Origin of the sequence: Polaromonas sp. AER18D-145 (assembly GCF_002379095.1) — a bacterium.
GTDB lineage: Bacteria > Pseudomonadota > Gammaproteobacteria > Burkholderiales > Burkholderiaceae_C > Polaromonas.
This window is the reverse complement of record NZ_NBZV01000012.1, coordinates 1-11,914: the sequence shown is the minus strand read 5'-3', so window position 1 is coordinate 11,914 and position 11,914 is coordinate 1. Positions and strand designations below refer to the sequence as shown.

General features: G+C 61.7%; 9 protein-coding genes and 2 pseudogenes. 2 read left to right on the top strand and 9 right to left on the bottom strand.

Annotated elements, in window-relative coordinates; translation table 11 throughout:
- Positions 1–18: 18 nt before the first annotated feature.
- The 6 genes and pseudogenes from B7G52_RS08365 to scpA all read right to left on the bottom strand — a co-directional run bounded on the left by B7G52_RS08365 (position 19) and on the right by scpA (position 8,016).
- Complete coding sequence (locus B7G52_RS08365) at positions 19–2,142, bottom strand: acetyl/propionyl/methylcrotonyl-CoA carboxylase subunit alpha (RefSeq protein ID WP_096697164.1); 2,124 nt, start codon at positions 2,140–2,142, stop codon at positions 19–21.
- Positions 2,143–2,256: 114 nt separating this feature from the next.
- Complete coding sequence (locus B7G52_RS08360) at positions 2,257–3,789, bottom strand: acyl-CoA carboxylase subunit beta (protein ID WP_096697163.1); 1,533 nt, start codon at positions 3,787–3,789, stop codon at positions 2,257–2,259.
- Between the two features lie 21 nt (positions 3,790–3,810).
- A complete protein-coding gene (meaB, locus tag B7G52_RS08355; RefSeq protein WP_170954720.1) occupies positions 3,811–4,830 on the bottom strand; it encodes a methylmalonyl Co-A mutase-associated GTPase MeaB in 1,020 nt (339 codons plus the stop codon).
- 228 nt (positions 4,831–5,058) lie between these two features.
- Positions 5,059–5,268: pseudogene (locus tag B7G52_RS24010) on the bottom strand (GIY-YIG nuclease family protein); the annotation flags it as partial.
- Between the two features lie 5 nt (positions 5,269–5,273).
- Entirely contained in the window at positions 5,274–5,771 is a 498-nt protein-coding gene (locus tag B7G52_RS23270; protein ID WP_141397409.1) for a hypothetical protein, read from the bottom strand.
- Between the two features lie 76 nt (positions 5,772–5,847).
- Positions 5,848–8,016, bottom strand: coding sequence for a methylmalonyl-CoA mutase (scpA, locus tag B7G52_RS08350; protein ID WP_096697161.1), 2,169 nt, complete (start codon positions 8,014–8,016; stop codon positions 5,848–5,850).
- Between the two features lie 141 nt (positions 8,017–8,157).
- Between scpA and B7G52_RS08345 the strand changes: the two genes are divergently transcribed.
- A complete protein-coding gene (locus B7G52_RS08345) occupies positions 8,158–8,793 on the top strand; it encodes a GntR family transcriptional regulator (protein ID WP_096697160.1) in 636 nt (211 codons plus the stop codon).
- 18 nt (positions 8,794–8,811) lie between these two features.
- On the opposite strand, the gene B7G52_RS08340 is transcribed toward B7G52_RS08345, so the two are convergent.
- The 3 genes from B7G52_RS08340 to dusA form a co-directional block, all read right to left on the bottom strand.
- Positions 8,812–9,432, bottom strand: a complete 621-nt coding sequence (locus B7G52_RS08340) for a hypothetical protein (RefSeq protein WP_205853038.1) — start codon at positions 9,430–9,432, stop codon at positions 8,812–8,814.
- 78 nt (positions 9,433–9,510) lie between these two features.
- A complete protein-coding gene (locus B7G52_RS08335; RefSeq protein ID WP_096697159.1) occupies positions 9,511–10,428 on the bottom strand; it encodes a DMT family transporter in 918 nt (305 codons plus the stop codon).
- Positions 10,421–11,452: a tRNA dihydrouridine(20/20a) synthase DusA gene (gene dusA / locus B7G52_RS08330; protein ID WP_240523369.1), complete on the bottom strand. Its 1,032-nt coding sequence runs from the start codon at positions 11,450–11,452 to the stop codon at positions 10,421–10,423. Before dusA ends, B7G52_RS08335 begins: the two co-directional genes overlap by 8 nt.
- A 180-nt stretch (positions 11,453–11,632) precedes the next feature.
- Between dusA and B7G52_RS23775 the strand changes: the two are divergent.
- Positions 11,633–11,914, top strand: a pseudogene (locus B7G52_RS23775) (hypothetical protein); the annotation flags it as partial.

Here is an 11,914-nt window from a genome sequence, read left to right as displayed (position 1 = left end):
GGCGTGTCCCGTTTCAGTTCAGGCAAACTCGACAATCGGCTGGTCCACGCTAAGGGACTCGCCCTTGGCGGCCAGCACCTTGCCGACCACGCCGTCGGCGGTGGCAAACAGCACGTTTTCCATCTTCATGGCCTCGATCACCGCCACGCGTTCGCCGGCCTGCACCTTCTGGCCGGGCTGCACCGCCACCTCGACCAGCAGGCCGGGCATGGGCGAGAGCACAAAACGGCTCATGTCCGGCGGCGCCTTGTAAGGCATCAGGGCGTGCAGTTGTGCGGCACGCGGCGACAGCACCAGCGTGTCCAGCCGCGTGCCGTTGTGGGCAATACGAATGGCCAGGGGATTGCGGTCGACACCGCGTTCGACCTGGGCGGCAAACGGCTGGCCATTGACCGTGCCGCGGATGCGCGCACCGCCCAGGTGCCAATTGCTACATATTTCATAGCTGCCGGCGCCCGTCTCTATTCGGCTAGAGCCTGATTTGGCTTGATAGTCCCGCACCATGGCCGGTTGTGAGGTGTTTTTGCCCTCTGCGCCCAGGTTAACCACCACAAACTCCTCGCCGACGGTCACGCCGTGACCCGGCATCTGGCCGCTGATACCCGCGGCACGGCCGAGCAGGCGGCGGTTCACGTAGGCGGCCAGCGCCACCAGAAAACCTGGATCGTCATGCGGCACATCTTCGGCGCGGAAACCCTGGGCGTAGTTTTCGGCGATGAAGCCGGTGTTGAAGTCGCCGGCGACAAACTTCGGGTGCGCCAGCAGCGCCGCCTGGAACGGGATGTTGCTCGACACGCCGCGAATCACAAAGCTGTTCAGAGCCTCGCGCATCTTGGCAATCGCGTCAAGGCGGTCGGTGCCGTGAACAATCAGCTTGGCAATCATCGAGTCGTAAAACATCGGGATCTCGCCGCCGTCCTGCACGCCGGTATCCACTCGCACGCCGTAGAAGCCACCCTCACCCCTGCCCTCTCCCAGAGGGAGAGGAGGCGATTCACTCCCTCTCCTCTCGGGAGAGGGCTGGGGTGAGGGCTCCCCCGCCGCAAACATGGTTTCCTTTGGCGGCTGGAAACGCACCAGCCGGCCGGTGGACGGCAGGAAATTGCGGAACGGGTCTTCGGCATTGATGCGGCACTCGATGGCCCAGCCCTCGCGTTTGACGTCCTTCTGCGCCAGCGGCAGCTTTTCGCCAGCCGCCACGCGAATCATGAGTTCGACCAGGTCCAGCCCGGTGATGCATTCGGTCACCGGATGCTCGACCTGCAGCCGCGTGTTCATCTCGAGGAAGTAAAAACTCTGGTCCTTGCCGACCACAAACTCGACCGTGCCGGCCGATTCGTAGTTGACCGCCTTGGCCAGCGCCACGGCCTGTTCACCCATGGCTTTTCGCGTCGCTTCGCTGATGAAGGGCGACGGTGCCTCCTCGATCACCTTCTGGTGGCGGCGCTGGATCGAGCACTCGCGCTCGTTGAGGTAAAGCACGTTGCCGTGGCTGTCGCCGATCAGCTGGATCTCGATGTGACGCGGCTCCTCGACAAACTTCTCGATGAAAACGCGGTCATCGCCAAAACTGTTGCGTGCTTCGTTGCGGCAGGAGGTAAAGCCTTCAAAGGCTTCCTTGTCGTTGAACGCCACACGCAGGCCCTTGCCGCCACCGCCGGCACTGGCCTTGATCATCACCGGGTAGCCAATGCCCTTGGCAATCTCCACGGCTTTTTCCGCCGTCTCAATCGCATCGTTGACGCCGGGAATGCAGTTCACGCCCGCAGCGCCCGCGAGCTTCTTGGACTCTATCTTGTCGCCCATGGCGGCGATCGAGTAGTGCTTGGGGCCTATGAAGACGATGCCCTCTTCTTCGACCCGCTTGGCAAAACCGGCGTTTTCACTGAGGAAACCATAACCCGGGTGAATCGCCTGCGCGCCCGTCTGCTTGGCCGCCGCAATGATCTTGTCGGCCTGCAGGTAGCTGTCCCGGCTGGGCGCGGGCCCGATGTGGACGGCCTCGTCGGCCAGCTCGACATGGCGGGCATCCTTGTCGGCGTCGGAATACACCGCGACGGTCTGGATGCCCATCTTGCGGGCGGTCTGGATGACGCGGCAGGCGATTTCGCCGCGGTTCGCGATCAATATCTTGCTAAACATGTTGGTTTCCTCAAGGTCTTGTCATGCCGGACCTGATCCGGCATCCAGGCTGTTGTTGGTTGGCAATAAGTGCTCATCGTGAGATGGATTGCGGATCAAGTCCGCAATGGCACATCAAAGTGGAATGTTTCCATGCTTGCGCCACGGGTTTTCCAGTTTCTTGTCCTTGAGCATCACCAGCGAGCGGCAGATGCGCTTGCGGGTTTCGTGCGGCAGGATCACGTCGTCGATGAAACCGCGTGCACCGGCCACAAAAGGGTTGGCAAAACGCGCCTTGTACTCCGCCTCTTTCGCGGCCAGCTTGACCGGGTCGCCCTTGTCTTCGCGGAAGATGATTTCGACCGCCCCCTTGGCGCCCATCACCGCAATCTCGGCATTCGGCCACGCGAAGTTGACGTCGCCGCGCAGGTGTTTGGAGCTCATCACGTCGTAGGCGCCGCCATAGGCCTTGCGCGTGATCACGGTGATTTTCGGCACGGTGCATTCGGCATAGGCATACAGCAGCTTCGCGCCGTGTTTGATGATGCCGCCGTACTCCTGGCTGGTGCCGGGCATGAAGCCGGGCACGTCGACGAAGGTGATCACCGGGATGTTGAAGGCATCGCAAAAACGCACGAAACGCGCGGCCTTGATGCTGCTCTTGATGTCCAGGCAGCCGGCGAGCACCAGCGGCTGGTTGGCCACGATGCCGACCGACTGGCCTTCCATGCGGGCAAAGCCGATGATGATGTTCTTGGCGTACTCGGGCTGGATCTCGAAAAAGTCGCCGTCGTCCACCGTCTTGACGATCAGCTCCTTCATGTCGTAGGGCTTGTTCGGGTTCTCGGGCACCAGCGTGTCCAGGCTCAGGTCCATGCGGCCGGCCGGGTCGGCGCTGGGTCGGATAGGCGCTTTTTCGCGGTTGTTCAGCGGCAGGTAGTTGTAGAGCCGGCGCAGCATCAGGAGCGCTTCGACATCGTTGTCGAAGGCCAGGTCGGCCACGCCGCTGCGCGTCGTGTGGGTGGTGGCGCCGCCCAGTTCCTCGGCCGTCACTTCCTCATGCGTCACGGTTTTCACCACCTCGGGGCCGGTGACAAACATGTAGGAGCTGTCTTTCACCATGAAGATGAAGTCGGTCATCGCGGGCGAATACACCGCGCCGCCGGCGCAAGGGCCCATGACCATGCTGATCTGCGGAATCACGCCCGAGGCCATCACGTTGCGCTGGAACACGTCGGCATAACCGCCCAGCGAGGCGACCCCTTCCTGGATGCGCGCGCCGCCGGAATCGTTCAGGCCGATCACCGGCGCACCGACCTTCATGGCCTGGTCCATCACCTTGCAGATTTTCTCGGCATGGGCTTCGGACAGCGCGCCGCCGAACACGGTGAAGTCCTGGCTGAACACAAACACCAGGCGGCCGTTGATCATGCCGTAGCCGGTCACCACGCCGTCGCCGGGGATCTTGTTGCCCTCCATGCCGAAGTCGGTGCAGCGGTGCTCGACAAACATGTCCCATTCCTCGAACGTGCCTTCGTCGAGCAGCAGCTCCAGCCGCTCGCGCGCCGTGAGTTTGCCCTTGCCGTGCTGGGCGTCTATGCGTTTCTGCCCGCCGCCCAGGCGGGCCGCGGCGCGTTTCGTTTCGAGTTGCTCAAGAATGTCTTGCATGGTTTGCTTTCTATATGCTCATTATTTGGTAGCTGCCAGCGCCCGACCAGATTGGGCTGCAAGCAGATTTCGTGCTGCGGTGGAGGCCGGGATGCGGCCGCTTTCGACATCGGCCACCAGGGTGGGCAGCAAGGCGCTGACCGCCGGATCCTGCCGGAAGGCCTGCTTGAGCCCGGCGTCGATGCGCTCCCACATCCACGCGAGCGACTGGTGCCGGCGGCGTTCGGCCAGCCGGCCGTTGGCGATCTGTATGTTCCTGAACTGCGTCACCGCTGCCCAAAAAACATCAACCCCCTTGTTGTGCAGCGCGCTGAGCTGGATCACCTGGGGGTGCCAGAAGGTGTCGTAGGCCGCGGCCTGGGCCTGGCCCATCGCGTTGTTGACCAGCCCGAACAGGCGCATGGCCGAGGCAATCTGCGCCTGCGCACGCATCGCGGCATCGGCGTCGATGTCGGCCTTGTTGATGACGACCAGATCGGCCAGCTCCATCACGCCCTTCTTGATCGCCTGCAGGTCGTCGCCGGCATTGGGCAGTTGCATCAGCACAAACATGTCGGTCATGTTGGCCACCGCCGTTTCACTCTGGCCCACACCGACGGTTTCAACAATCACCACGTCGTAACCGGCCGCTTCGCAAACCAGCATGGCCTCGCGCGTTTTTTCCGCCACGCCACCCAGGGTGCCGCTGGACGGGCTGGGGCGGATGTAGGCGCGTTCGTGCACCGACAGCTTTTCCATGCGTGTCTTGTCGCCGAGGATGGAGCCGCCCGAGACGCTCGACGACGGGTCGATGGTCAGCACGGCCACGCGGTGGCCCTGCGCGATCAGGTACAGGCCCAGCACCTCGATGAAGGTGGATTTGCCGACGCCGGGCACACCACTGATGCCCAGGCGGAAGGCCTTGCCGGTGTGCGGCAACAAGGCCGTCAGCAGTTCGTCGCCCTGCGCGCGATGATCGCCGCGCGTGGATTCGAGCAGTGTGATGGCTTTGGCGATGGCACGGCGCTGCGCGGCGGCGTCGCCATGCAGAATTCCGTCCAGAAGAGCAGCCCCGGCAACCGTCCCCGCCCGTTCGGGCTGAGCTTGTCGAAGCCGCCCGTCCTGAGCGGAGTCGAAGGAAGCCTGTCGAAGCCTTGCATCACTTTCAACCCCTTCGACCCCTTCGTCGGGGCTCAGGACCGGCAGCTCACGGCGAACGGCCTTTTTCGCTTTGGCAAGCGCCTGAATCTTGTCCCAATTCCCGGCAATCAATGCTTCTTTCTTGGCCCGCGACCAGCCTTTAATTTGCTGCTCGAACGCAATCGCGCCCTCGCGGGTTTCGAACTCACCTTGCCACATCAATTCAACGGGCTTGCAAGTCGCCGTATAGCCGGTATCAGCTGCTTGGTGCTGCTGCATACGCAATTCAAGGTTATCCGTATGCCCGCAATAGTAGGAGCTGTCTGAGCAACGCAAGAGATAAACAAAAAAAGGACGCATGTCTTTCATTTCCAGTGCTTCGGATCGCTTTGAAACTCGTCTGCTTCCAATCGCCGCAGCTCACTGAAAAATTCGTTCGACTGCTCACTTGTGCGCGTTTTCACTTCTCCCCACGCTCGATAAAAAGCCGGTAATGACAAATTAAAACGCATGCCCATGCACCAATTTTTCCAAGCCACATCGCCTATGCGGTCCTGTCGCCTCAACATAACTTGCGTATTACTAAGATCAAAATATCGGAAAAACTCATCAAACGCCTTCTGGTATTCAGAATCATCCAAATCAGAATCAAGCAATGCTTTCGTAGGAATTTCCTTAACTAAATCTCGATATTCTCTTTCAAGATCATCTTCAAAAGCCAACTGGGCGATTCTCTTGGCAAGGCTTAGTTGCCTCCAAACAAGAAATAAACCCAAAACGGAAACAACTGCAGCCATTGCAGAAATCCACTCCGGCGGTTTATCTCGAATTGAATCTGTCAGCCAAACAAGATCGAGATTCATTTGGATGGTTTCTGGTGAAAGGCTTCGACAGGCTCAGCCCGAACGGTTTTCAGAATGACGCAGAGCAAGGGCCGAATCACTTCAGCGCAGCCTTGATCTGCTCCAGCACATCCTTGGCACTGGCCGGAATCGGCGTGCCTGGACCGTAAATGCCTTTCACGCCGGCTTCATAAAGCATGTCGTAGTCCTGCCGCGGAATCACGCCGCCGACGAACACGATGATGTCGTCGGCGCCCTGCTTTTTCAGTTCGGCGATGATGGCCGGCACCAGCGTCTTGTGGCCGGCCGCCAGCGTGGAAACGCCCACCGCGTGCACATCGTTTTCAATCGCCTGTCGCGCGCATTCTTCGGGTGTCTGGAACAGCGGCCCCATGTCCACGTCGAAACCGAGGTCGGCAAAAGCCGTGGCCACCACCTTGGCGCCGCGGTCATGGCCGTCCTGGCCCAGCTTGGAAATCATCACCCGCGGGCGCCGGCCCTGGGCCTCGGCAAAAGCGTTGATTTCAGACTTGAGGTTTTCCCAGCCTTCGGCCGAGTCATAAGCTGCTGCGTACACACCGGTCACCTTTTGTGTATCGGCGCGATGGCGCCCGTAAACTTTTTCCAGCGCATCGCTGACCTCGCCCACCGTGGCACGCAGGCGCATGGCCTTGATGCATAAATCGAGCAGGTTGCCATCGCCCTTTTCAGCGGCGGCCGTCAGGGCTTCCAGCGCGGCCTGCACCGCCGCCGGGTCGCGTTCGGCGCGGATGGCCTTGAGACGCGTGATCTGCCCGTCGCGCACCGCCACGTTGTCGATGTCACGGGTTTCAATCGCATCTTCGGTCTTGAGTTTGTACTTGTTGACGCCGACGATGACGTCCTTGCCGCTGTCGATGCGCGCCTGCTTTTCAGCGGCCGCCGCCTCGATCTTGAGCTTGGCCCAGCCGCTGTCCACGGCCTTGGTCATGCCGCCCATGGCATCGACTTCCTCGATGATGGCCCAGGCGGCATCGGCCATGTCCTGGGTCAGTTTTTCCATCATGTAGCTGCCGGCCCAGGGGTCGATCACGTTCGGGATGTGGGTTTCTTCCTGGATGATGAGCTGGGTGTTGCGCGCGATGCGCGATGAAAACTCGGTCGGCAGCGCGATCGCCTCGTCAAAGCTGTTGGTGTGCAGGCTTTGCGTGCCGCCAAAGACCGCGGCCATGGCCTCGATGGTGGTGCGCACCACGTTGTTGTAGGGGTCTTGCTCGGTCAGGCTCCAGCCGCTGGTCTGGCAATGCGTGCGCAACATCAGGCTCTTCGGGCTCTTGGCGTTGAATTCCTTCATGATGCGGCACCAGAGCAGGCGGGCCGCGCGCATCTTGGCGACTTCGAGGTAGAAGTTCATGCCGATCGCCCAGAAGAAGCTCAGGCGCCCGGCAAAGCCGTCGACGTCCAGGCCCTTGGCGATCGCCGTCTTCACATACTCCTTGCCATCGGCCAGGGTGAAGGCCAATTCGAGTGCCTGGTTGGCGCCGGCTTCCTGCATGTGGTAACCGGAGATGCTGATCGAGTTGAACTTCGGCATGTGTTGGGCCGTGTACTCGATGATGTCGCCGATGATGCGTATGCTGGGCGCCGGCGGGTAGATGTAGGTGTTGCGCACCATGAACTCTTTGAGAATGTCGTTCTGGATGGTGCCGCTGAGCTGGTCCTGCGCCACGCCCTGCTCTTCGGCCGCGACCACATAACCGGCCAGCACCGGCAGCACCGCGCCGTTCATGGTCATGGAGACCGACACCTTGTCCAGCGGAATCTGGTCGAACAGGATTTTCATGTCCTCGACGCTGTCGATCGCCACGCCGGCCTTGCCGACGTCGCCGGTCACACGCGGATGGTCGCTGTCGTAGCCACGGTGCGTGGCCAGGTCGAACGCGACCGAGACACCCTGCCCGCCGGCAGCCAGCGCCTTGCGGTAAAAGGCATTCGATTCTTCCGCCGTGGAAAACCCCGCGTACTGGCGGATGGTCCAGGGCCGTACCGCGTACATGGTGGCCTGCGGGCCGCGGATAAAGGGCTCAAAACCCGGCAGGGTGTTGGTGTAAGGCAGGTCCTTGACGTCTTCCGCGGTGTACAGCGGCTTGACGCTGATGCCGTCGGGAGTCTGCCAGTTCAGCGCGTTGACGTCGCCGCCGGGCGCCGATTTGGCGGCCGCCTTGGCCCAGGCCTCCAGGCTGGCAGAGGCGAATTCAGGGCTGGAGGAAGGTTTTGGGGTGCTCATGGCGCATGCTTCAATGGGGTTGGGCAGGCAACCTGCCGATTCGGTGATTTTACGTTATTTATAATTATTGATGCAAAATTTAGTTTCGGATAAGATTGCATTGTCCAGCCCTCCGGCTGTCATTGACACCTTCACAAGACCATGGCCGCTGTTTCACTGACCCCCCGCGCACTTTACGAAGAGGTGGCGGAGCTTTTGCGCCAGCGCATTTTCAGCCGCGAACTGGCGCCCGGCAGCTGGATTGACGAGCTCAAGCTGGCCGAGGAATACGGCATCAGCCGCACGCCGCTGCGCGAAGCCCTGAAAGTGCTGGCCACCGAAGGCCTAGTGACCATGAAAGTGCGGCGCGGCGCCTATGTCACCGAAGTGTCCGAACGCGACCTCGCCGACGTCTACCACCTGCTCTCCCTGCTGGAAAGCGACGCCGCGGGTGTGGTGGCGGCCCAGGCCACCGAAGCCCAGCTGCAGGAGCTGCAAACCCTGCACCGCGAACTCGAAAAAGCCGTGTCCAACCGCGAGCGGTTTTTCCAGATCAACGAAACCTTCCACATGCGCCTGCTGGAAATCGCCAACAACCGCTGGCGCGACCAGATGGTGGCCGACCTGCGCAAGGTCATGAAGCTCAACCGCCACAACTCACTGCTCAAAAGCGGCCGTATCGAAGAGTCGTTGGCCGAACACCGCGCCATCATGGCGGCGCTGGCCGCACGCGATGCCGATGCCACTGTGCTGCGCATGCGCGAACATTTCAGGAACGGGCTGGAAGCGGCTACCTGAACAAAAAAGCCCATCGTTTCAGGCAGCCTTCGAGCCTGCGCGCAACCTGTCTAAAACCTTTTTTCCATCAGGCATACCAGACATGGTTCTGAGGAAAACGACATTTCTACTCAAGAGTTTTTTCACTTCGATCGCCGGCATTGGTACGGGTAGTCGCTTGAAATTTTTCAATTCCTGATAATGACATTCATCCTTGTCCCCACTGCGATCCTTCTTCAGCGTAACCCCGGATCCTTCACCATACGCAACGATTCCCACTGAGTTCTCATAGAGAAAAACAATATCGCCTTTTTTGATGCGGTCGATGTTGTACTTCCACGGATCGTAAAAAGCAGCGGCAACGCCGTCAGCCATCATCCATCGATGATCCTCATCCGTATGCCTTTTGTTGGTGTTAAGCACATGGAACCCCCCCGACTCCTCATCGCCATCCGGCTCATTCCATTTCAGCTCTTCTTTTGCAACTGATGCGCCCTCCTTGATCAGACTGAGCAATATTTCCTGCCGAGACAACTCCAAGTGTTCTCCCAAATCATCGATGAACAAATGCAATTCACGGGGCATGCGAACAGTCGATGCAATCAACTCTTCCTTGGCTTTTTTTGAATCCTGTATCAATGACCTTAAGGCGCTCATCATTCTCTCCTTTTGTTAAAAGAATAGATTATGAACCATATTAAATTCATTAATTGAATTAAATCTGATTCAAATATGAATCTAGCCAGTCTTCATCGACGATTTCATTGGCCGTGTGACCAGAAACACCCCCGGCAGGATCAGCAGCGCACCAACCGCATGGTGCCAGCCCGGCGGCTCTCCGAGCAGCCAAGCAGCCCCCGCCGCGTAAAGCGGGCCGAGGTACAGCGCCACGGCCACCCGGCTGGCCCCGAGGATCTTCTGCGCCCAGCCATAGATCCAGTAGGCACCCACGCCGGGAATCAGCGCGGCCACCAGCACCAGCAGCAAGGCCTGGCCACCCAGGGCGTCTGCGCCGGGCCGCGTCGCCTCCCACACGGCTGGGGGCAACAGGACCAGGGTGCCGCCGAGACAGATCGCGGCCAGCCGCGCCGTCGCACTCAGGGAACTGGGCCACCTTTTCTGCAGCAGCGCATAAGCCGCCCAGGACACGGTGGCCGCCAGAATCCAGGCATCGCCTGCCACAAACTGCACGTCGGCCAGGGCCGTCCAGCGCCCCTTGACGACCACGTGAACCACGCCCGTCAGCGCCAGCAGCACGCCCGCGGCCTGCCGCGCGCCAAAACCCTCGCCCAGCCACCACATCGCCCCCAGGGCAATCAGCACCGGGGAGGCCGAATAGATCAGCGCAATGTTCATGGCCCCGGTGGAGCGCGCCCCTTCGTACACCCAGGCACCACAAATCAGCATGCCCAGGGTGCCGAGCACCAAGTATTGCCGCCAGGCCCGCGTGATTGCCGCCCGTTGTTCCCACAATTCCGCCCGCGTGATCACCACCAGGATCAGGGCGGCCAAGCCCCAGCGGCCCAAGGCCAGCATGTAGGGCCCGATGACGCCGGGCGCCCTGCGCGCCACGATGTAGTTGACAGCCCAGAGCGCCGGCACCAGCCACAGGAGCAGCAGCGCCCGGCGCGTCTCGCGCTGCGCGGCATCAGACATGCGCCGTCACCGCAAGCTGCAATGAAAATTCAGCGCTTTCGCCGGCAGCGCCTGGCGCATGGGCCAGCGCCATCACCTCGCGCGGGTGCAGGCTCTTGAGCTTGTGATCGCTCCAGACCTGGCGCCAGCGGCGCGCGCCCGGCAGGCCGTGGCGCAGGCCCAGCATGTGGCGGGCGATTGTCGGCCAGGGCGTGCCGTGTTCCGTGAACTCCCTGGCCATGTAGTCGGCCATGTGCGCCTCGACGGACTCACGCGTCGCCTCGCTGGGTGCCGCGCCGAAAAAAGCCTCATCCCAGGAGGCCAGCCACCAGGGGTTGTGGTAAGCCTCGCGACCGATCATCACGCCATCGAGCTCGCGCAGTTGCGCTGCCACCTGCTCACTGGTGGTGATGCCACCGTTGATGACGATGGTGAGGTCGGGAAACTCGCGCTTGAGCCGGACCACCATCTCATAACGCAGTGGCGGCACCTCGCGGTTTTCCTTCGGGCTCAGCCCCTTGAGCCAGGCATTGCGCGCATGCACGATGAAGGTCGTGCAGCCGGCTTCGCTGACCGCACCGACAAAGTCGCGCACGAATTCGTAGCTCTCGCCCTTGTCGATGCCGATGCGGTGCTTGACGGTGACGGGCACCTTCACCACGTCGACCATGGCCTTGACGCAATCGGCCACCAGTTGCGGCTCGGCCATCAGGCAGGCGCCAAAGGCACCGCGCTGCACACGCTCGCTGGGGCAACCGCAGTTGAGGTTGATTTCGTCGTAGCCCCATTGCTCGCCGAGCCGGGCGCAGTGCGCCAGATCGGCCGGCTCGCTGCCGCCCAGCTGCAGCGCCACCGGGTGTTCTTCGGCGTTGAAGCGCAGGTGCCGCGCCACATCGCCATGGATCAGCGCGCCGGTGGTCACCATCTCGGTGTACAGCAAGGCATGGCGTGACAGCAGGCGGTGAAAGTAGCGGCAATGCCGGTCGGTCCAGTCCATCATTGGGGCCACGCTGAGGCGGTGTGCGGGGAAAGAACCGGAATTCATGGTGGAAGGAGCGGATTCAGGGGGCATGGAGGCCATAGTTTCTCATGCGGGCCTGACCGACGCCGCTGCAAGGTTGCGAAATTGCTGCACCAAAGGGTAGGCCCCCACACCGGCAGGGGCACGCAAGCCGGATAATGGCAGCCTGGGCCGCACCTGCGCCGGCCTTCCCAATACCAAGCCATGACCAAGACCGACCTGCCCCTGCGGATGAACCGTCCCGTCCCTTCCCTGGAGCCATCGTGCCCGGCGCCCCTCTTCCTGCGCCGGCGCGGGACCGGCCCGCGCGCCGCCGTTCTGCTGCCCCTGTTGCTGGCACTGGCGGCCTGTACCTCGGTGCCGCTGCCGCCATGGCCGTCGCCCACCGGCACAGTCACGCCCCCGCCGCGGGTGGTGGTGGCACCGGCGCCCGCCCCCATTCCTGCCGTTGTCGTCCAGCCTATCCCCGACCGGCCGGCGCTGGCC

What these genes read in the sequence shown, in the direction of transcription:
- B7G52_RS23270 (WP_141397409.1), bottom strand. Translation starts at nt 5,771, where the DNA reads ATGAATCTCGATCTTGTTTGGCTGACAGATTCAATTCGAGATAAACCG.
- B7G52_RS08345 (WP_096697160.1), top strand. Translation starts at nt 8,158, where the DNA reads ATGGCCGCTGTTTCACTGACCCCCCGCGCACTTTACGAAGAGGTGGCG.
- B7G52_RS08365 (WP_096697164.1), bottom strand. Translation starts at nt 2,142, where the DNA reads ATGTTTAGCAAGATATTGATCGCGAACCGCGGCGAAATCGCCTGCCGC.
- B7G52_RS08360 (WP_096697163.1), bottom strand. Translation starts at nt 3,789, where the DNA reads ATGCAAGACATTCTTGAGCAACTCGAAACGAAACGCGCCGCGGCCCGC.
- scpA (WP_096697161.1), bottom strand. Translation starts at nt 8,016, where the DNA reads ATGAGCACCCCAAAACCTTCCTCCAGCCCTGAATTCGCCTCTGCCAGC.
- B7G52_RS08335 (WP_096697159.1), bottom strand. Translation starts at nt 10,428, where the DNA reads ATGTCTGATGCCGCGCAGCGCGAGACGCGCCGGGCGCTGCTGCTCCTG.
- dusA (WP_240523369.1), bottom strand. Translation starts at nt 11,452, where the DNA reads ATGAATTCCGGTTCTTTCCCCGCACACCGCCTCAGCGTGGCCCCAATG.
- B7G52_RS08340 (WP_205853038.1), bottom strand. Translation starts at nt 9,432, where the DNA reads ATGATGAGCGCCTTAAGGTCATTGATACAGGATTCAAAAAAAGCCAAG.